General features: G+C 53.9%; 19 protein-coding genes. 15 read left to right on the top strand and 4 right to left on the bottom strand.

From position 1 onward, the window contains the following. Positions 1-27 precede the first annotated feature (27 nt). Genes BMX66_RS11490 through BMX66_RS11480 form a run of 3 tightly spaced genes read right to left on the bottom strand, consistent with a single transcriptional unit; the run spans position 28 to position 5797 of the window. A complete protein-coding gene (locus tag BMX66_RS11490; RefSeq protein WP_255398927.1) occupies positions 28-1446 on the bottom strand; it encodes an efflux transporter outer membrane subunit in 1419 nt (472 codons plus the stop codon). Further along, positions 1443-4559, bottom strand: a complete 3117-nt coding sequence (locus BMX66_RS11485) for an efflux RND transporter permease subunit (RefSeq protein ID WP_090882294.1) — start codon at positions 4557-4559, stop codon at positions 1443-1445. The genes BMX66_RS11490 and BMX66_RS11485 overlap by 4 nt, the downstream gene beginning before the upstream one ends. 11 nt (positions 4560-4570) lie before the next feature. Beyond that, the gene (locus BMX66_RS11480; protein WP_090882444.1) at positions 4571-5797 is read right to left on the bottom strand and encodes an efflux RND transporter periplasmic adaptor subunit; all 1227 of its coding nucleotides are present in this window, start codon (positions 5795-5797) and stop codon (positions 4571-4573) included. 135 nt (positions 5798-5932) lie between these two features. Here BMX66_RS11480 and BMX66_RS11475 point away from each other — a divergent pair, with 135 nt between their 5' ends. The 9 genes from BMX66_RS11475 to BMX66_RS11435 all read left to right on the top strand — a co-directional run bounded on the left by BMX66_RS11475 (position 5933) and on the right by BMX66_RS11435 (position 13863). Continuing rightward, the gene (locus tag BMX66_RS11475; RefSeq protein ID WP_090882442.1) at positions 5933-6553 is read left to right on the top strand and encodes a TetR family transcriptional regulator; all 621 of its coding nucleotides are present in this window, start codon (positions 5933-5935) and stop codon (positions 6551-6553) included. 404 nt (positions 6554-6957) lie between these two features. Then, positions 6958-7476 (top strand): Rrf2 family transcriptional regulator, encoded by a 519-nt coding sequence (locus BMX66_RS11470; protein WP_090882292.1) that lies wholly within the window; start codon positions 6958-6960, stop codon positions 7474-7476. Between the two features lie 66 nt (positions 7477-7542). Then, positions 7543-7884 carry a HesB/IscA family protein gene (locus tag BMX66_RS11465; protein WP_090882290.1) on the top strand — a complete coding sequence of 114 codons (342 nt, stop codon included), beginning with the start codon at positions 7543-7545 and terminating at the stop codon, positions 7882-7884. A gap of 101 nt (positions 7885-7985) precedes the next feature. Then, the gene (sufB, locus tag BMX66_RS11460; RefSeq protein ID WP_090882288.1) at positions 7986-9422 is read left to right on the top strand and encodes a Fe-S cluster assembly protein SufB; all 1437 of its coding nucleotides are present in this window, start codon (positions 7986-7988) and stop codon (positions 9420-9422) included. Next, positions 9419-10219, top strand: a complete 801-nt coding sequence (gene sufC, locus BMX66_RS11455) for a Fe-S cluster assembly ATPase SufC (protein ID WP_090882286.1) — start codon at positions 9419-9421, stop codon at positions 10217-10219. Before sufB ends, sufC begins: the two co-directional genes overlap by 4 nt. Positions 10220-10221: 2 nt before the next feature. Further along, positions 10222-11535 (top strand): Fe-S cluster assembly protein SufD, encoded by a 1314-nt coding sequence (gene sufD, locus BMX66_RS11450; RefSeq protein WP_177168780.1) that lies wholly within the window; start codon positions 10222-10224, stop codon positions 11533-11535. 3 nt (positions 11536-11538) lie between these two features. Further along, the gene (locus BMX66_RS11445) at positions 11539-12798 is read left to right on the top strand and encodes an aminotransferase class V-fold PLP-dependent enzyme (protein WP_090882282.1); all 1260 of its coding nucleotides are present in this window, start codon (positions 11539-11541) and stop codon (positions 12796-12798) included. Beyond that, a complete protein-coding gene (sufU, locus tag BMX66_RS11440; protein WP_090882280.1) occupies positions 12798-13280 on the top strand; it encodes a Fe-S cluster assembly sulfur transfer protein SufU in 483 nt (160 codons plus the stop codon). Before BMX66_RS11445 ends, sufU begins: the two co-directional genes overlap by 1 nt. A gap of 22 nt (positions 13281-13302) precedes the next feature. Further along, complete coding sequence (locus tag BMX66_RS11435) at positions 13303-13863, top strand: NifU family protein (protein WP_090882278.1); 561 nt, start codon at positions 13303-13305, stop codon at positions 13861-13863. Positions 13864-14108: 245 nt separating this feature from the next. Here BMX66_RS11435 and BMX66_RS11430 read toward each other — a convergent pair whose 3' ends face one another. Beyond that, positions 14109-14309, bottom strand: a complete 201-nt coding sequence (locus BMX66_RS11430; protein ID WP_090882277.1) for a hypothetical protein — start codon at positions 14307-14309, stop codon at positions 14109-14111. A 157-nt stretch (positions 14310-14466) separates the two neighbouring features. Between BMX66_RS11430 and hemJ the strand changes: the two genes are divergently transcribed. The 6 genes from hemJ (at position 14467) to BMX66_RS11395 (ending at position 20680) form a co-directional block, all read left to right on the top strand. Then, positions 14467-14880 (top strand): protoporphyrinogen oxidase HemJ, encoded by a 414-nt coding sequence (hemJ, locus tag BMX66_RS11425; RefSeq protein ID WP_090882275.1) that lies wholly within the window; start codon positions 14467-14469, stop codon positions 14878-14880. A 106-nt stretch (positions 14881-14986) separates the two neighbouring features. Further along, on the top strand, positions 14987-16087 hold the full coding sequence (gene aroB / locus BMX66_RS11420) for a 3-dehydroquinate synthase (RefSeq protein WP_090882273.1): 1101 nt from the start codon (positions 14987-14989) through the stop codon (positions 16085-16087). After that, the gene (locus tag BMX66_RS11415; RefSeq protein ID WP_090882271.1) at positions 16080-17201 is read left to right on the top strand and encodes a deoxyguanosinetriphosphate triphosphohydrolase; all 1122 of its coding nucleotides are present in this window, start codon (positions 16080-16082) and stop codon (positions 17199-17201) included. Before aroB ends, BMX66_RS11415 begins: the two co-directional genes overlap by 8 nt. A gap of 354 nt (positions 17202-17555) precedes the next feature. Beyond that, positions 17556-18635 (top strand): uroporphyrinogen decarboxylase, encoded by a 1080-nt coding sequence (gene hemE, locus BMX66_RS11405; RefSeq protein ID WP_090882269.1) that lies wholly within the window; start codon positions 17556-17558, stop codon positions 18633-18635. A 106-nt stretch (positions 18636-18741) separates the two neighbouring features. Next, positions 18742-19425 carry a response regulator transcription factor gene (locus tag BMX66_RS11400; RefSeq protein ID WP_090882440.1) on the top strand — a complete coding sequence of 228 codons (684 nt, stop codon included), beginning with the start codon at positions 18742-18744 and terminating at the stop codon, positions 19423-19425. Next, on the top strand, positions 19385-20680 hold the full coding sequence (locus BMX66_RS11395) for a sensor histidine kinase (RefSeq protein WP_090882267.1): 1296 nt from the start codon (positions 19385-19387) through the stop codon (positions 20678-20680). Before BMX66_RS11400 ends, BMX66_RS11395 begins: the two co-directional genes overlap by 41 nt. The last annotated feature ends 525 nt before the right edge of the window (positions 20681-21205 follow it).

The following is a 21205-nucleotide window of genomic DNA, read 5'->3' as shown; positions in this document are numbered from 1 at the left end:
AGACAGTTAGATGAATGTGAGCAGCGATCATGCCGGCGACCACCCGCCGCCCAAGGCCTTGTAGAGCTGCACGACTGACACGAGATGCAGGCGACGTGTTGCCGTAAGCGCAAACTCGGCATCGAACAGAGTGCGTTTGGCAAGGAGCACATCCACATAGCTGGTAATGCCCCCTTTGTAACGAAGATCGGCCACATGCAGAGCCGAGCGTAGCGCCGCAACCTGATCCTGTTGGGCCTTGCGTTGCTCATCGACGGTGCGGACAGCTACAAGCGCATCTTCAACCTCCTTGAACGCTACCAGGACAGTTTGCTCGTACTGTGCCAGTACCTGCCTTGCCTGAGCTTCCGCGGCCCGCTGGTCAAACCCGAGGCTTTGCGCATTCAGCAACGGACCCGCCAATCCGAGTCCCCCGACGCCAAACTCACTGCCCGAGAGCAGCAGCTTGGACAGCGCGGGGCTCGCGACCCCCAGGAAACCCGTGATTGTGAGCCTGGGAAACCGCGCTGCTTTGGCCATTCCGATTCTGGCGGTTGCCGCCGCCAGCGTTTGTTCCGCCTGCAAAATGTCGGGGCGGCGCTGCAAAAGTTCGGAAGGAAGGCCAGCAGGCACTGCGGGTGGCATCAGCTGTTCCGTCAATGAATTGCCTCGTACGATCGGCACCGGGTTTTTCCCCAGCAGTACGCTCAGCTCATTTTCCTTTTGCACCATCTGCCGTTCGAGTTCCGCTACTCTGGTCGCCGCGTTAGCTCTTTCTGCATCAAACTGATCCAGATCGAGTCTGGAAATCAATCCGCCTCGCAGTTGCGCCCGGGCAATGGCGACCGATTCTTCCCAGGAGGAAAGGGCATGCCGGGCAATATCCAGTTGCATGTCAAATTGCAGCAGATCGAAATAGGACTGCGCCACCGAGCTCACCAATGTCAGCACTATAGCCCGGCGATTCTCCTCACGCGCCATCAGATCGGCACGAGCAGCCTCATTGGAGCGGCGAATCCTGCCCCAGATATCCAGTTCCCAATTCAGCGTGCCCTGACCAAAATAGCTGTAAGGCGTCGGAAATCCGCGGATAAGGAACCCGCCAATGGTCCCGAATGCCGGCGCATTGATATTTGCGTCCAATTTGGGAAAGAAGTCCATACCCGCAATGCCCAGGCGAGCCTGCAGTTCCTCGACACTTGCCACAGCCTGCTTGAGATCCTTGTTTTCCGCCAAAGCCTGCCGGATAAGCCGCTGAAGTTCGTCGTCGTGCAGGAGTTCCCACCATGGAAGATTGGCAATGGACTGCCCTTCCGTTTCCGCCATCCGGAAGCTATCGGAGGTGTCGATATGGGGCCGCGAATAATCGGGTCCCATGGCGCAGGACGCCAGCAACAGGGTCGAAAAAAGCAGTAAAGCCGATACCCACGAGCTACAATCTCTCTTCCATAAAGGCGAGGCCATCATGTCGCTTCCTCTTGCATATTCTCGGACGGTTTATGTGCGCGCTTGCGGCTAAGCCATGTAAAAAACAGGGGAATAAAAATAGTGGCGACAAAAGTGGCAAGCAGCATGCCGCCAAAAACGCCGGTACCCATCGATTGCCGTGCGGCTGCTCCTGCCCCGGTCGCAATTACTAGCGGCACGATACCAAGCACAAAAGCCATCGATGTCATGACAATAGGACGAAAACGTAGGCGCGCTGCCTCGATTGCAGCTTGCCTGACCGGCATCCCTTCCCTCATTTTCTGGCTGGCGAATTCCACGATCAGAATCGCATTCTTGGCCGCCAGACCTATCAGCGTGATCAAGCCCACCTGGAAATAAATATCGTTGGGCATTCCACGTATTAAAATGGCAAGCAGCGCACCGACCAGCGCAAAGGGCACAGCCATGATGACAGCGAGCGGCAGCGCCCAGGTTTCAAATTGGGCCGCCAGAATGAGAAACACCATAATGATGGCGAAGCTGAACGCAAAAATCGCCGCTGAACCCGTGCTTTTTTCCTGAAAGGCCTGTCCCGTCCAGGCAATCTGGTAATTATGGGGCAAATTCTTTGCCGCAATCTCTTCTACAAGCTTGATGGCGTCGCCTGAGCTCACGCCCGGTGCGCCCCCTCCCAGAATTTTTGCGGAAAGGAGGCCATTGTAGCGCTCCAGCTGCTCAGCCCCCACAATAGTGCTGATCTTGCTGAGTGCCGATAGCGGCACCATCGCACCGGATTGTGAACGCACGTACACTCTGCCGAGATCTTCCGGTTGCATGCGATATTGGGGTTCCGCTTGCAATTGCACCCGATAGGTGCGGCCGGATTTGTTAAAGTCATTGATATAGAGTGATCCCATAGTGCTTTGCAAGGTCGCATATATATCGGCAATCCGTACCTCCTGCGAAATTGCCTTTGCCTCATCCACTTCAATGAGGAACTGCGGCACTGTCGGGCGGAAGAACGTGTTGATACCGGCGAGACGTGGTTCCTGATTGAGGGCGTCAATAAAATTATTCACTACCCCTGATAGCTGCAAAGGGTCTGCGCCCGCACGGGTTTGCACGTAAACCTCGAATCCTCCGGCAGTGCCGAGACCGCGAATGGCAGGGGGATTGAACGCTATGGCTATGCCGTCGGACTGTTGCATGCCGATACCCATTAATTTGTTGACAATATCTTCCGCGGTGGCGGTACGTTCCGACCAGTCCTTGAAAGCAACAAACATCGTTGCCGCGCTGGTCTTGTTACCACCTCCAATCAGATCATAACCATTAACTACAAACTGATGGGCTACTGCCGGATCTTCCGCAATGGCCGCCCGTACTGCTTCAGTGGTTTTCGTTGTTCGAGCCAATGTGGCGCCATCGGGCAGAATCGTAGCAGTCACTACATACCCCTGATCTTCCGGCGGCACAAAGCTGTCTGGAACAGTCTTGATCAGATAGATTGCCACGGCGATGATACCTGCGAATACGAAGATACCGATTATTTTGTGGCGCAGGGTAGCGTCGACCATTGAGATATAGAAGTTGGTCAGGCGCCTGAATCCACCGTTGAATGCGCGGAAGAAGGCAGATTCGCCATGCGTGTGTTTCAGCAGGATGGCGCATAACGCCGGCGTCAGGGTTAGCGCCACGATGCCCGAGATCGTGACGGCTACGGCTACCGTTACCGCAAATTGCCGGTACAGTTCTCCGGCAATCCCTCCCATGAAGGCTACGGGCACGAACACTGCACATAGCACCAATACAATGGCAACGACGGCGCGCGCGACCTGCTCCATGGACCGGATAGCGGCTTTGAGCGGGGATAATTTTTCCTCATCCATCAAACGCTCGATGTTTTCCAGGACCACAATTGCGTCATCCACCACAATCCCGATAGACAGCACCATGGCGAACAGTGTGAGCGTATTGATGGAAAAACCGAACACCCACAACCCGGCAAAGGTACCAATCAGGGAGATGGGTACGGCAATAATGGGAATCAGCGTGGCACGCCAGCTTTGCAGAAAAAGATATACGACGAGCACGACGAGCACCATCGCCTCGCCAAGTGTCTTGACCACTTCCCACATGGACGCTTTAACGAATTTGCTGGTATCGTAAGGTACGACATAGTCCATTCCTTCCGGGAAACGCTGCTTCAATTCGTCCATTTTGGCCATGAGTGCGTCTGCGGTATCCAGTGCATTCGCGCCAGGCTGCAGGAAGATGGGGATACCTGCGCCAGGCTGGCCGTTAAGCGCGGTCCGCACGTCGTAACTCAGTGAGCCAAGTTCGATCCGGGCAACATCCCTGAGGTAGAGAACGCCCTCAGGGCCGTCGGCGCGCAGAATGATGTTACCGAATTGCTCGGGCTCCAGCAGCCGGCCCTTGGCGTTAACGGTATAAACCAGTTGCTGATCATCGGGCACCGGCTCCTGGCCTATTTTTCCTGCTGCATATTGCGCGTTTTGCGTCTGTATCGCAGCGGCGATATCCGTCGTGGCCACCCCCAGTTGCGCCATGCGGTCGGGGCGAAGCCAGATACGCATCGAGTAATCCTGTGCTCCGAAAACTATCGCATCACCTACGCCCTTGGTGCGTTTTAGCTCATCAAGCACATTAAGCGTCGCGTAATTGCTCAGGAACAGGGGATCGTACTTGCCTTTCTCCTTTGAGATCAGCATGAAAACCAGCAGGATATCATTGGAACGCTTCTCTATTCTCAAGCCGGTCCGCCGGACTTCCTCTGGCAGCCGCGGCAAGGCGATATTCACACGATTACTTACGTTGAAAGTCGCCTGGTCAATCTCCGTGCCGACTTCAAAAGTAGCGGTGATGGTGAGTGTGCCACTCGAGTCGGAGCTCGAGCTGAAATACAAAAGGTCATCGACGCCGCTCAATTGCTCTTCAATTGGGGCTGCAACGGTTTTAGTCAGGGTTTCCGCGCTGGCGCCAGGAAAGGTGGCGGTAATCAAAACGGTGGGTGGCGCAATCTGGGGATACTGCGCGATGGGTAGTTGCATGGCGGCGGCCAAGCCGGCCAGAACGATGATAATGGATATTACCGACGAGAAAATCGGACGGGTAATGAAGAATCTGGTCATGAGATTCCCGCTTAGGTCTGCTGGTCGGGTTTGGACTGAGCGGGGGATTCTGTTGGCGCCGCCTCGGACGTTTCGGCTGGTGCATGAGGTGACACAAGCGAACCCGGACGAAGCTTGATGATGTTGTCGACAATGACTTTATCACCAGCCTTCAGTCCTTCGAGAATTACCCAGTCTTTGCCGATCCAGCGACCCGCCACCACCGGCCGTATCGTCGCTTCATTTTTTTCATTGATTACATATACGCTTTTGCCCAGATCGGACGTCTGTACCGCAACCTGGGGCACGAGAAAAACGCCGTCACGTTGGCCTGTTATGACGCGCGCCCGTACAAACTGCCCTGGCAGCAGGCGTTGATCACTATTATCGAAAGTGGCGCGCAATTGCTGTGTACCGAGCGACGGATCGATTTGACTGGCGGCAAAATTCAGGTCCCCCTTTTTTTCATACTCCGTGCCATCCGGCAGAATAAGCGCTACCTGCCGCACCCTGTGTTCATTCAGAGGGCCGCCGATCTGCGCGAGTTCGCTGTCGGAAAGGCTGAAGCGCACCCATATGGGTGTTAGCTGAACGAGGGTGGTCAAAAGGCTGTTATGGGCCTCCACCAGTGCTCCTTCGGAAAATCGACGGCGACCCGATATGCCGTCGACCGGTGCGACCACTTTGGTATAGGAGAGATTAATCTCGGCGTCGCGTACGCGAACTTCGGCCGTCTGTAACGCGGCTTTTGCAATGGCGTTTTCAGATACGGCATTGTCGTATTCCCGCTGGCTGATGGCCTGGGTATCGAGCAGATCGCGCAAGCGGTTTTCTTCTCGCTCGGTCTGCATGATGCGGGCTTTTTGTTCGGCAAGTTGCGCTTTTGCCTCCGCCAGGGCGTTTTGATACGGTATGGGATCAATCAGGAACATCGGCTGGCCTGCTTTTACCGCGGCCCCCTCCTCATACAGGCGCTGCAGCAGGATGCCGCCTACGCGCGGACGTATCTCGACTTCCCTGGAGCCTTCGGTTTGCGCAACCGCTTCTGCACTGATCGGGACGCTGGTAGGATGCACTTCGATTACGGTGACAGGAAGCGCCATTCCTGCCCGGGGTTGATCAGCTGCCGGATCATTCTTGCCGCAGCCAGCCAATCCGAAACTTGCAGCAGCACTTATAATCAACACGATGCCTGTTTTCGAACAGAAAATCCCTAGCAAATCGCCAAGCTTATTCTTATATTGGCTGGCAGCCGACATCTCTAACTCCATGCTCATGAAAGGAAAACGAAAAAGCTTAAACGAAACGCTTGCATACATTCGTGTATGTATGTAAATTATAAACCAAAGATGCTCAATGTAAATAGTGAATTAAAAAGTAATATTTCACGGACAATGGCTCGAAAAACAAAGGAAAACGCGGAGTTAACCCGGCAGCGCCTTATTGAAGCGGCGCGCCAGGTATTTCTGGCCCGCGGTGTCAGCCGCAGCACGATGGAACACATCGCAACGCAGGCGGGGGTCACGCGCGGCGCGATTTACTGGCACTTCAGCAATAAAATCGATTTGATTCAGGCTATGCGGGAGCAGGTATTCCTGCCGCTGATTGACCGCATGGATGATACGCTCCTGATTGAAGGTTCAGAAGATCCGCTGACTTGTATAGAAAATTTTTTGTGCGGCACCATCCAGGTGTTGATTGATAGCGTCGAAACGCGCCAGATTTACGAAATCATGATGATCAAGTGTGAATATGTGGATGAATTCGCTACTGTCTTGCAGCAAATTTTATGTAACTGTTCCGGCATCGCTGAAAAATTGCGGCTGGTTTACGAGCGTGCGAAAGTGCAGGAGCAACTTCATATTTCTCACGATGCCGCTAAGTTAGCCATGGATACCCATCTATTCTTTATCGGCCTGTTGCATATGTGGGTGAAGGATATGCAGGGCGATCAATTTCGCTGGCAGGCAATTGAATTGATCAAAGCCCATATGGAACTCCGCCGCCGTGGTTGATCGTAGCAGACCCCTTCAGTTTGTTCTCGCATTTCTTCTTTCCAGTTTTTCAGGCTAATTTTTCGGATCAGGAGCTTGAAATTATTGGCTTGTCCTTGTCTGCGTCATTTTTGCCTGCCTGTCTCCTCGAGGTCGCCCTTCAAGTATCAACTGAGCATCAACTGAGCGCGCATGTATCGACGTTTCGGCTGCATTCTCTCGCACGCGACCGATACAGGCAGAGCAGGATAAATAGGCTCATCCATTGCTGAATCATTTTTCTCTTTATAGTTGACTAAATAGATCGGGTATCTTATAGTTGACTAAATCAGTCATGTATTGGTATTGGCTGAATGGTATTGGCTGAATGAGTTTATGATCAATATCTCTATTTCATTTGAATCGAAAGTTAAGAGGAGTTTATCATGAGGCTAACAACGAAGGGACGGTTTGCGGTAACGGCGCTGTTGGATCTTGCGATGCAGCACAGCACTCGTCCGGTGACGCTCGCGGAAATCAGTCAGCGTCAGCAAATTTCGCTATCTTATCTTGAGCAATTGTTCGCCAAGCTGCGGCAACGCGGGCTTGTCGACAGCGTACGAGGCCCAGGAGGTGGCTACTGCCTTTCCAAAGACATGGCACGAGTGTCCATTGCCGAGATTATCCTTGCAGTTGATGAGCCTATCGACTCTACCCAATGTAACGGAAAGGAAAATTGTCATAATGACAAGAAATGTATGACTCACGACTTGTGGGTAAAACTCAATGACCTTATTTTCGACCATTTAGGCGCAGTGACGCTGAAGCAACTGGTTGATGAACAGAAAGCAAGAAGTGATGAACAGAAAGCAAGGGAAAATGGCGTTGTGCAAATGCTGGATATGCGAAAGGTAATGCCTGAAAAGGCGGCGCCCGAACGGGAACGTGCCGCATTTTCGGCCTGATCCCCATCGCCACTGCGAAAGACTATTTTCGATCATGATCATCGTGAACGGTAATCGGAGAATGTAATGGCAATAACATTGACCGAAAACGCAGCAAAACAGATCCGGAAGCAGCTTGAGAAGCGCGGTAAAGGATTGGCGTTGCGCGTCGGCGTGAAGAAGGTCGGCTGCTCCGGGTTCGCCTATACATTCGACTATGCTGACGAAGTTCGTGCAGGCGATCAGATGTTCGAATCGTATAATGCTAATGTAGTGGTTGATGCCGGCACTCTGCCATTTCTGGATGGTTCGCGTGTTGATTTTGTCAGGGAAGGACTTAATGAGTCATTCAAATTCGAGAATCCCAACGTCGACAATACATGCGGCTGCGGTGAAAGCTTCAGCTTGAAAGAACCCGCCAGCGTTTAGCTGTCAAAGGTCAACACGAAGAGACAGGGGCGGCGCCTGGAATAGCGGGAATAGCGAAGTTCACGGATTTATCTTCGACACAAACGATATTGGAGCAACTCATGAGTGCAGTATTACAAAATCTGGTCAATCAGCCTTATAAGCACGGTTTTGTTACCGAAATCGAGTCGGATATTGCGCCAAAAGGGCTTAACGAAGATATTATCCGGCTCATTTCCACCAAAAAGAACGAGCCTGCCTGGCTGCTTGATTTTCGGCTCAAAGCCTATGAGCAATGGCTCAAGATGGAAGAGCCGAAGTGGCCGAACGTTAAATATCCGAAGATCGATTTTCAGGCTATCAGCTACTACTCGGCGCCAAAGCCGAAAAAGAAGTTGAACAGCATGGACGAGGTCGATCCCGAGTTGCTGCGCACCTTTGAGAAACTGGGGGTACCGATGCACGAGCGGGCGGCACTGGCAGGCGTCGCGGTCGACGTGATATTCGACAGCGTGTCGGTGGCGACGACTTACAAGCAGAAACTTGCCGAGGTCGGTATTATTTTCTGCTCGATTTCCGAGGCTGTCCAGATGTATCCGGAACTGGTGAAGCAGTATCTCGGGACAGTGGTGCCCGTGGGAGATAATTACTACGCCGCGCTCAACTCGGCGGTTTTTACCGACGGGACATTCTGCTTTATCCCTAAAGGCGTCAAATGCCCCATGGATCTGTCCACGTACTTCCGCATCAATACGGAGGAATCGGGACAGTTCGAGCGCACGCTGATCATCGGCGAGGAAGGGTCGTCGGTCTCCTATCTTGAAGGTTGCACCGCGCCTAAATTCGATACCAACCAATTGCACGCCGCGGTGGTCGAACTGGTCGCGCTCGATAATGCCGACATCAAGTACTCGACGGTGCAGAACTGGTATGCGGGGGATGAGAATGGCCTGGGCGGTATCTACAATTTTGTTACCAAGCGCGGTTTGGCCAAAGGTGTCAATTCGCGCATTTCATGGACTCAGGTCGAGACCGGTTCGGCAATTACCTGGAAATATCCTTCCTGCATCCTGCAAGGCGAAAATTCGGTGGGAGAATTCTATTCGGTGGCTGTCACCAATCATTACCAGCAAGCCGATACCGGCACCAAAATGATCCACATTGGGAAAAATACGCGCAGCACCATCGTCAGCAAAGGCATCTCAGCCGGTCATTCCAATAACAGCTACCGTGGGCTGGTCAGGATTGCGCCTACTGCAGCTGGTGCGCGCAATTATTCACAATGCGATTCGATGCTGATCGGCGACAAATGCGGGGCTCATACCTTTCCTTACATACAGGTTCGTAACCAGCAGGCCAAGGTCGAGCACGAAGCATCCACATCAAAGATCGGTGAAGATCAATTGTTCTATTTTGCCCAACGCGGCATAGGCAACGAGGAAGCGGTATCGATGATTATCAATGGGTTCTGCAAGGATGTATTTCAGCAATTGCCGATGGAATTTGCGGTCGAGGCGACCAAACTGCTTGAGTTCAAGCTTGAAGGGAGTGTCGGATGATTCATCAGGACAGCAAGGTATTGCTTGAAATACGCGGGTTGCGGGCGACCGTTAACGGCATCGAGATACTCAAGGGCATAGATCTGACAGTAAGAAGCGGTGAAGTGCACGCGATCATGGGAACGAACGGTTCGGGCAAAAGCACGCTCGCAAAGGTGCTTGCAGGCCATAATGCGTATCAGGTCACCGGCGGTTCAATAACGTTCGAAGGCCACAATCTGTTTGATCTCGAACCGGAAGAACGCGCGCGTGCCGGCCTGTTCCTCGCATTTCAGTATCCTATCGAGATCCCCGGCGTCTCGAATAGTCATTTCCTGCGCCTCGCGTACAACACGGTGCAGGCACAGCATGGCAAGGATGAGCTTGACCCGCTCGAGTTTGAGGATTTCGTGCGTGAGAAAATGAAACTGCTGGACATGAATCCGGATTTTCTGGACCGCGGCGTCAACGAAGGTTTTTCCGGGGGCGAGAAGAAGCGGAACGAAATATTGCAAATGGCGCTGCTTGAGCCCCGGCTGGCTATTCTCGATGAGACCGACTCCGGGCTTGATATCGATGCGCTTCGGATCGTCACAAATGGTGTAAACAAGCTCGCGACCAAGGACAATGCAATCGTATTGGTGACACATTATCAGCGGATGCTTAATTATATCGTGCCGGACTTCGTGCACGTGATGCAGGCGGGCCGGATCATCAAGACCGGCGGCAAGGAACTCGCGCTCGATCTCGAAACACGTGGCTACGATTGGGTAGGCGCCGAGCACCGTGCCGCGGTCGAGGCCGAGGCCGAGGCCTGAATATGAGCATGGTTACCAGCAGCAGCTATCTCGAAAGCCTTCTTCAGGGGCAGCCGCAACTGCCGCCAAGTCCGTTGGCATGGTTTAATCAGTTGCGGGCGAGTGCGGTGGACCGTGCCGGTACGCTCAAGCTGCCAACCACACGGGACGAGGATTGGCGCTTTACCGATATTTCTCCACTTGCCAAGCTTTCGTTCCAGCCCGCTCGTGCTGTTTCGACATTGCAAGCCGCCGACGTAGAGGGTTTTTATCTGGACGAAGCGGCAATTAGGCTCGTGTTTGTCGATGGCGCGTATATGCCGCAGTTTTCCACGCAACCTGACAAGGCGAGAGACCTTGGCTTGACGGTCACCGATCTGTCGTCGACGGCCGTATCCTCGCATGGAACGGTAATAGAGCCGCATCTCGGCCGCCACGCGGGGTTTCAGGACAACCTGTTCGCCGCGCTCAATACGGCGTTCCTGCATGATGGGGCGCTGGTCGTCGCGCCGCGCAATGCTGCGGTCGATGCACCCGTGCATGTGTTATTCATCGCCACGCAACCGGAGGTGGCAAGCCATCCGCGTTGTCTTCTGATTGCCGAATCCGGCAGTGCGGTGACAATCGTCGAGGATTACGTTACGTTGCAAGAAGGAGCTTATGTCACCAATGCGGTGACCGAAATCGTGCTTGAAGGTAATGCTCAGGTTAATCACGTCCGGATTCAGCGCGACAGCCCCCAGGCATTTCATATTGGGCACTGTGCGGTATCCTTGGCGCATGCCAGCCGCTATCGATCAGTCAGCGTCGCGCTTGGCGCGCGGATTTCGCGCTATGACCTGAATGCACGCCTTGCGGCCGAGGGCGCCGAATGTGCTATTGACGGGTTGGCACTGATCTCCGGGCGCCAACTTGCCGACACGCATACCTGCATAGATCATGCGCAGCCCAATGGTATCAGCCGTCAGTTACACAAATGCATCGTTGATGGCGCGGCGCACGCTGTGTTTAACGGCAAGATCATGGTACGTTCGGGAGCACAGTGCACCGATTCCACTCAGTCGAGCCGCAATCTGCTGTTGAGTGCGAAGGCGCGCGTCGATACCAAGCCACAGCTCGAAATTTTCGCGGATGACGTCAAGTGCGCGCACGGAGCAACCGTTGGCCAGCTCGATATTGAGGAACTATTTTATTTAAAGAGCCGCGGGCTATCCGAGATTGCGGCGCGCAATCTGCTGACCTATGCGTTCGGTGCTGAAATTATCGATCGCATTCCTGTTGCTTCGCTCAAACAACGGCTTGAGCGAACGGTGTTCGAGCAAACCAAAAGAAGCTGACCTATGAAGATCATAGATTCCACTTTGAAACCGCAATTCGCTTCGATATTCGATGTTGAAGCCATTCGCGCCGAATTTCCGATTCTCAAGCTCCAGGTTGAGAATAAGCCTTTGGTCTATCTTGACAATGCGGCATCCAGCCAGATGCCGCAACCGGTAATCGACCGCCTGGTGCGTTACCAGACGAGCCAGCATGCCAACATCAATCGCGGTGTGCACTATTTATCTGAAACGGCCACTGCGGAATATGAGGACTCGCGCCGCAAATTGCAGCGTTTCATCAACGCGGGCGAAGACAGGGAAGTCATCTTCACCAGTGGCACAACAGATTCGATCAATCTGGTAATGCACGGTTACGGCCGAAAATTCATTGGGGTCGGCGACGAAATCATTTTGACCACATTGGAGCATCATTCAAACATCGTTCCCTGGCAGATGCTGGCGGAAGAGAAGGGTGCGAAGATCCGCGTGGTGCCCATCAATGATGCCGGTGAGCTTCTCATTGATGAATACGAAGGACTCTTCAACGAGCGCACTAAATTCGTCGGTGTGCTGCACGTGTCCAATGCGCTCGGCACGATCAACCCGATAAAACAAATGATCGCCTTTGCGCATGCCCGCGGAGTGCCGGTACTGATCGATGGCGCCCAGGCAGCGCCGCATATGCGTGTAGATGTGCAGGATCTCGACTGCGATTTCTACACTTTTTCAGGCCATAAAATGTGCGGCCCCACAGGCATAGGCATCCTTTACGGCAAGGCTGAGCTGCTTGAGCGCATGCAGCCGTTCAAAGGCGGCGGGGATATGATCATGTCGGTGACGTTTGAAAAAACCACCTACAATTCCATCCCACACAAATTCGAGGCCGGTACACCGCCGATTGCCGCCGCGATCGGGCTCGGCGCCGCGGTTGATTACCTATCCGCCATCGGTATGGACGCAATCGCCGCTTACGAGCTTGAGCTGCTCAATTATGCCACTGAACAGATGTCTCATATGCCGGGCGTGCGCATTATTGGCACTGCTCCAATGAAAACCGCAGTGGTTTCCTTCGAGGTCAAAGGGGTGCATCCGCACGACATCGGTACGCTCCTGAATCAGGAAGGGGTCGCCGTTCGCACCGGTCACCATTGCGTGCAACCGGTGATGCTGCGCCTCAAGGTGCCGGCGACGACGCGTGCCTCGTTTGCGTTCTATAATACAATGGCTGAGGTTGATACGTTTATCGCAGGCATTCGCACCGTCCAAAAATTTTTCACCTAATGAACTCGAAATCACTCTATCAAGAGGTCATCCTCGACCATAACAAGAAGCCCCGTAATTACGGCGCGCTCGATCATGCAAGCCATTATGCGGTGGGTCATAATCCACTCTGCGGCGATCACCTCGATATTGCACTCAATCTCGAAGGAGAACACATTGCCAGCATCGCGTTCCAGGGTGAATCCTGTGCGATCTGCAAGGCATCAGCCTCAATGATGACAACCGTTGTGAAAGGCAAAACACGGGCGGATGCGGAAACGCTTATCAAGGAATTCCGTGACATGGCGACCGGCACGCTCAATCTCGACGCTGAGCACCACCTTGGTCGGCTCACTGTGTTCGCCGGGGTACGGGATCTGCCCACACGGGTAAAGTGCGCAATTCTGCCTTGGCATACGCTGCACGCGGCGCTCAATTCTGTTACCACTACCTCGACCGAGGCCGAGGATGATCCGATGCACGCCGCGATAGGCGATGCCTAAAACATCTCTGGAGAAGCAGAAAATGCCAAAAATAGCTGAAATAGAGGGCACCCCCAATCGGAATGCACTGAAGTTCATACTGAAGGAACCATTGACCTGGGGGGTGACGCGCTCATACGACAATGCCGAGCAGGCGCAAGACGATCCCCTTGCCGCTGCGCTGTTCGACATTGATCATGTCACAAACGTGTTTTATGTCGACCGCTGGATAACGGTTACCCAGGACGGCGGCGCCGACTGGCAGGACTTGGCGCGCGAAGTCGCTGATCCGATCCGGGCAGCGCCGGCCGCGGATACGCAAACAGCCGCCACAGTTGCCGCGGCAACCGCTGAAATTGCGGGTCTAAGTCCCGAGGATCAGCAGCGCCTCGAAATCATCAACTCGTTGCTCGATGAGGAGGTACGGCCGTACCTGCAAAATGACGGTGGCGATCTCCACGTGCTCGGCCTCGATGGTAACAGGCTTAGCGTTCATTACCAGGGCGCATGCGGCACCTGCCCCAGCTCAATCTCGGGTACGTTGAGGGGCATTCAGAATATGTTGAGGTCGATAGAACCCGATCTTGAGGTTGTCGCCGTTTAAAACCAACTCTTGTTTCATGTCTTGTGCCATATTCAAATCTGGCGCTGAGTCTGGCGATGAGTCTGCGCGGGGCGATGCCGGAATTTTCGGCTATGGCGGCAACGAAAAGCGGTGAAGCGGACAGAACCTTCTCACCGGCAGGGCCAATTTGCTGATTATCTTGTCTGCGAATCGTTCAGTCGAGATGACGCTCAATCGAGTCGAGCTGGGCAGTTTCAGGGTCTTGCCCGGTTCGGCCACATCAATTATCGCCTGTCAATCCATGCCCGGGCTTCCACGTTAGCAGCCTCATGCGCCTTTTCCTGATCTTGCAAAGGTTCGACGAAGCTTTCGTAAACGACTATGCCGTTATCATCAAGGATCCTGTAACGGCCGTTCCAGAGATTGGTGCCGTCGTCGAGTTCTGACGCAGTAATAATGCTGTATCCTTTATAATCAATGTTCATCTCGCCTCCACAGGTAAATGTATGATGATGATAGTTAAGTACTCGTCAAATATCCATGTTTATTTGATGGGTGCGTCGAGTATGCCGCATTGCGCACGACGCGGCATTGCGCCTCCGCGCCTAATCAATTGATTGATCGCCAGGATTCAAAAAATAAATGCTCTGGATCAAGTCTCTGCACATCATTTTCGTGGTGGCGTGGTTCGCCGGACTGTTTTATTTACCGCGTCTTTTTGTCTATCACGCCACGAGTGAGGACTTGCCGGGTATCGAGCGTTTCAAGGTGATGGAACGCAAGCTCTATTATGGCATCATGGGGCCAAGTGCCATGTTGACTGTCGTCTTCGGCCTGTGGCTCTGGCTGGGGTATGGTATTTCGGGCGGTTGGCTCCATGCCAAGCTCGCACTGGTGGCGATGCTGATCGGATATCATCTGTACTGCGGCAGGCTACTCGCCGATTTCAAACACGATCGCAATCGGCACGGGCACGTTTATTATCGCTGGTTCAATGAAATTCCAGTGCTGATTCTGATTGGGGTGGTGATACTGGTGGTAGTGAAGCCGTGGTGATGAAAACCACGAGCGTTACACTTTTTTCGCACACTGCGGCTAACCCGCCCTTGCCTGTCAGATTCCGATAAACGGCTAACGGGAGCTTTTCCAGGCCCATAATAAAATGCAAACAATTACGGTCAATCTCACCTCTGCGTCTGATGAGCGAAGTTATCCGATATATATCGGCAACGGTATTTTGAATCAACCAGGCCTTGTTCTGCGGCATTTGCCGCGAAAGCGGGTTGCGATCGTATCGAACACCACAGTAGCGCCTTTGTATCTGGAAAGTTTTCGCGGGATGTTGGAGAGTCATGGGGTGACTTCCGTTCCGATCATCCTGCCCGACGGAGAAAAGTACAAGAACTGGGAAACACTGAATCTGATTTTCGATGCACTTCTCGCTCATCGCTGTGAACGCCACACGCTCGTCGTCGCGCTGGGTGGCGGAGTGGTCGGCGACCTGGCCGGCTTTGCTGCGGCCACGTATCTGCGTGGTGTGCCCTTTATTCAGGTTCCCACCACGCTTCTGGCGCAGGTCGACTCTTCGGTCGGCGGCAAGACAGGTATCAACCACCCGCTTGGCAAAAATATGATCGGCGCTTTTTACCAGCCCCGAGTGGTACTCATAGATACGTCTACACTTGACACATTGCCCGACAAAGAGCTGCGTGCGGGTATTGCCGAGATAATCAAGTATGGCCTGATCCGCGATTCCGCCTTTCTCGAATGGCTCGAATCAAACATGCCTAAGCTTCTGGCACGGGATAGAGAGATATTGATCGAAGCAGTACGGCGAAGCTGTCTGCATAAAGCCGAAATTGTGGAAGCTGACGAGCATGAGAGTGGTGTCCGCGCATTACTGAACCTCGGGCATACATTCGGCCACGCTATCGAGAATGCGATGGGCTACGGCAGGTGGCTTCACGGCGAGGCAGTAGCGGCAGGCACCATACTGGCGGCTGAATTGTCACGTCGCCTGCACATGATCGGAGAGGCTGATGTTGAGCGAATCCGAAAAATTTACCTCCGGGCCGGTCTTCCCGTGGTTGCCCCCAATCTTGGTCCGGAAAAATATTTGCACCTGATGGGGTTGGACAAGAAAGTCGAGGCAGGAAAGATGCGTTTTGTTTTACTGAAACGTATTGGCGAAGCAGTGGTTCGTTCCGATGTGCCCTCGGAGGTCCTCCGAAACATGCTTTCGGAATGCACTGCCGATGCATGAGTTGGCGCCTTACGCAGTATCGCCGGCGAATTCGCGCGGACGTCGTATCGCCGAAGAGTCGTCTCAAGGGCGTACTCCATTTCAGCGCGACCGGGACCGCATCATCCATTCGACCGCATTCCGGAGGCTTGAATACAAGACCCAGGTTTTCGTCAATCACGAGGGAGACCTTTTCCGCACGCGCTTGACGCACAGCCTGGAAGTGGCGCAAATCGGCCGCTCGGTTGCGCGCAATCTGCATCTTAACGAAGACCTGGTTGAAGCCATCGCTCTGGCGCACGACCTGGGCCATACACCGTTCGGTCATGCGGGACAGGATGCGCTCAACGATTGCATGAAAGACCACGGCGGCTTCGAGCACAATCTCCAGTCTCTGCGAGTAGTGGATGTGCTGGAAGAGCATTACGGCGCATTTGACGGCTTGAATCTGTGCTTTGAAACCCGTGAAGGCATTCTCAAACATTGCGCAAAGAAAAACGCCCGCAAACTCGGGGATGTGGGTGAACGTTTTCTTGTGGACCAACGGCCTTCGCTGGAAGCACAATTAGCTAATCTTGCGGATGAAATCGCGTATAACAATCACGATGTGGACGACGGCCTGCGGTCCGGGCTCATTACCCAGGCGCAACTTGAAGAAGTGGGAATATTTGCCCGGCACCTGGCCATGGCCAAAAAGCATTACCCCCAGATCTCGGGGCGGCGTTTGGTTCATGAAACGGTTCGGCGCATGATCAATACCCTGGTGGGGGATTTGATCAGGCAGAGCGAAATGAACATCGCAGACGCCCGTCCGGACAGTTTGTCCGACGTGCGGGCGGCGCCCGCCCTGATCGGCTTCAGCAAGGAAATCTGGCAGGAGCAGCAGGAACTGAAAAAATTTCTGCGCGACTATCTGTACCGGCACTATAAGGTGGCCCGCATGAGCGCGAAGGCGCGCCATACTCTCGAAATGCTCTTCAATGCGTTCAACTCGGATATCCGCTTGCTTCCTCCCGTATTCCAGTCGAAATATCTTCAGGATGAGCATCAGGCAATTGCCGACTATATCGCAGGCATGACAGACCGCTACGCTATCCGGGAATACCGTCGGCTGTTTGCCATCGAAGAGAATTGAGCAGGGCGCATTGTTGTCACAATTCCGTGACTCGCGGTAAGTTCTGAATAAGCCAGTCGATCTTCACAATCTCGCCCATCGAGGACGTTTAGCCAGAATTGGCCAGAAATTTCCCCATACCGGACGGATCCGACAAACATGAAACGGATGACATTCTCAATCGTCCCGGTTTCGGTTTCAGCCGTGATCATGTACCCGAAGGCCAATCGCTGGTAAAATCAGACGATTTGGAAGTTCGGCGGTTTCGGGCGTGTCTGCAACGCCTTACACTGTCAGAAAAGTCAAAACACGCAATGGGCCTGGCCGTTGCCATCCGCTGGCCTTTGCGGAATTCACGGGGTTAAATAGAAGCGAATGACAAGATTAAAAAACGATACTCTGGTGCGGGCTCTGCTGCGACAACCTACCGAATACACGCCCGTGTGGCTGATGCGCCAAGCGGGGCGCTACCTGCCGGAATACAATCAGACGCGCGCTCGCGCAGGCAGCTTTCTTGCGTTGTGCAAGAATCCCGATTTCGCCACTGAGGTTACGATGCAACCCCTTGCGCGATTCCCGCTGGACGCCGCGATACTATTTTCGGACATTCTGACGATTCCTGATGCAATGGGGCTGGGACTCTATTTCGCGGACGGCGAAGGTCCCAAATTCGAGCGGCCTCTGCGAGAGGAATGGGAAATTCGGGCGCTTACGGTGCCTGATCCGGCGGTGCACTTACGTTACGTGATGGATGCGGTTTCACAAATCCGCAGGACGCTGGATAACCGGATTCCACTGATCGGTTTTTCCGGCAGTCCCTTCACGCTCGCATGCTATATGGTGGAGGGTTGCGGCGGCACGGATTTCCGTCAGATCAAGACGATGTTATACCAGCGGCCGGATTTGCTGCATCACATTCTCAATATCAACGCCCAGGCGGTAACCGCCTATCTCAACGCGCAAATCGAGTCCGGCGCCCAAGTGGTAATGATTTTTGATACCTGGGGTGGATCGTTGTCGCATGCCGCTTATCAGGAATTTTCCCTCCGTTATATCAGCCAGATACTGGCAGGACTGAAGCGCGAGCATGGTGCTGAACGCATTCCGAGCATTGTCTTTACAAAGGGCGGGGGACTGTGGCTCGAAAGCATCGCCAACAGCGGTTGTGACGCAGTCGGCCTGGATTGGACCGTGGATATCGCCGGAGCGCGCCAGCGCATCGGTGACAAGGTCGCCCTGCAAGGAAATCTCGACCCTGCGGTATTGTTTTCCACGCCGGGAGTGATCGTTGCCGAAGTGGAGAAAATCCTTTCCGGTTACGGCAAAGGCAACGGCCATGTTTTCAATCTTGGTCATGGCATTTCCCAGTTTACACCGCCGGAGAATGCACGGACGCTCGTGGAGGCGGTCCATGCCATCAGTCGTAAATACCACCAGGCTGATATTGACGGATAGAAGAATTGGGCAACCAGGCGTATAGGAATGGGTAATTGTTCCAATCATAGATTTTTCGCAGTGCGCGTAGTGTTTTGCGCAAATTCTTTTTGTGGGGCATCTTCTCGTGCATATACTAATTATCGAAGACGATCCGGCGATAGCCAGTAACCTTTACGATTTCCTGGAAGCCCGGGGCCACGGAGTCGACGCAGCGGCGGACGGCATCACCGGTCTTCATCTTGCGGTTACTCAGAAATTCGACGGCATTCTGCTTGACATCGGGCTGCCTGGTGCGGATGGCATTACGCTGTGCCGAAAGCTTCGTCAGGAAGCCAATCTCGATACGCCAGTGCTGATGCTGACCGCGCGCGATACGCTGGAGGACAAGCTGAAAGGCTTTGACTGCGGAGCTGACGATTATCTGGTCAAGCCATTCGCACTGAAAGAAGTTGAAGCACGTCTGGTTGCCATGCACAAACGCAGAAAAGGCAAGGTTACCAGCCGCACGCTGGAAACCGACGATCTTTCATTCGATCCAAAAACACTGTCGATTCGCTTCGCTGGCGCCAGCGTCAAATTGCCACCCAAGTGCATCGGACTGCTTGCAGTAATGATGGGCGAGCCCGGACGGGTTTTCAGCCGGAAAGAACTTGAAACGGAAGTATGGGGAGATGTTCAGGAAACCAGCGATACGCTGCGAAGTCATATGCACGAACTGCGGCGGGCGCTGACCCGGGCTGGTGGCTATGATCCCATCGAAACGGTTCATGGTCTCGGCTATCGCTTGGCCACCCGTGCCCGGACTTAAGCGTGGTTTACGCCTTCGCGTTGCGCTGGCGTTTGCAATATTCTGCATAGTAGTTGTCGGCACCCTGGGGGTCAGTCTTTATATCGCTTCCGACGATATCGAGGAAGCGCACATTGAGCAGATCATTGAAACCGAGATGGACCATCTGCTCCAGCGCTATCGCGAGAGCACCGATTTCGTCCCTCAAGAGGGGTCCAATCTTGAGAAGTACATCATCCATGAGCCCGCGGAAGAATCCCGGCTCCCTTCCCACCTGCAGGGGCTCAATTATAGGCGCCACAAGGTGTTCCGCGGCCCTGAGGAGGTTCGCGTTGCGGTACATCATGTCGACGGGGTCAAGTTTCTCGTCGCGTATGAAGTCGGGCTTCACGAGCAGCGGCAGCGGGAGCTGAGGCTGCTCATCGTTTTATCCCTCATATCGGTAGTGGGCGTTGCGCTCGTAGTGGGGTATCTGCTGGCAGGCGTGCTCGTCAAACAAGTCACTGACCTCGCCGAGCAGGTAAGGCATCTTGCGCCTGGCGATGCGCAGGGGCCAACCCTTACCCAGCCAGGCCAGGATGAGGAAGTGGCACAGCTTGCCCGCGCGCTTGACGACTATCAGAACCGCATCACACGTATGCTCCGACGCGAGCAGGAGTTTACCGCCAACATAAGTCATGAGCTGCGCACCCCCATCACCACTGTCCTGACGAGTTGCGAACTGCTTGTCACAGAGGCAAACCTCTCCGAACGAGCGCGCGCGCGCATTGGCATGATCGAGGCCGCGGCGACTCGCATGGGCGAGCAATTGCAGGCTTTGCTGTTTCTCGCGCGCGAGCAGGCTCTGGGCATTATGGAGCCTGTTGCGCTCGCAGAATGCGTTTACGATGCGGCAGAACCCGTATGCGGCGAAATCTATCGGAAGCATCTCACCTTTGAAGTTGCAGTTGAGCCGAAGGCTGTCCTCACCTTGAACCGGCAAGCCCTTCATACCGCGCTGGTGAATTTGCTTCGCAATGCCGTGCAATATACAAACAGCGGCTTCATACGGGTGAATTTCAGCGGCAACCGGCTGTCGATTTCCGATTCGGGCATTGGCATCGAGCCTACCTACCTGCCTCTTCTTTACGAGCGCTTCTTCCGCGGATCAACTCAAGGTGAGGGTCTCGGGATAGGGCTTGCAATAGTAAAGCGCATCTGCGACCACTATGGCTGGCGCATCGAAGTTGAAAGCACGCCGGGTTGCGGCGCAACCTTTCATATCGTTTTTCCCTGATCATTCCCGTTTTCCGCGCGTTTTTCCGGCGAGCCTCTGAATAAATCTCCCAATTTTGGCGGAAGGCGCGAGGGCGGCTTTTGCGGAACGAGCACCTCCGCGGTCGGCAACTGCACGCTGTCTCTGCCTTGTTTTCATTCTATATCCTGCAACGCGCCAATAACTCCGTCTTGCTCCAGTCCTGCCGTCCTTCGCGGGTTACCTATGGGAACGGCCGTTCAAGTGTCCTGATTGCAATATTACGGTCTTCACGAATTCTTCACATAAGCTGTGCTAATTTTAATACCTGAGTAAATTCCTCTGTCTTTTAGGTCGAATGAATTGCTTTTGTTTTGATCAGATTACAGCTCATCTTGCAGTTAGGTAATGTACTCAGGCAGTCAGTAACCGAATTGTTGGGGAGCGTAGTAGCAGACCGAAGCGGAGTATGTACGACTGGAAGACGGTATGACCGGGAGCCGGGTTTGAACCGGTGTTCAGAAGAGGCGATATGTTGTGTTTCATGTTCCGAAGGTCTTGGATCCC

This window comes from Nitrosovibrio sp. Nv6 (assembly GCF_900110495.1).
GTDB lineage: Bacteria > Pseudomonadota > Gammaproteobacteria > Burkholderiales > Nitrosomonadaceae > Nitrosospira.
Note: the sequence above shows the minus strand (reverse complement) of the source record. Positions and strands in the feature narration are given on the sequence as shown.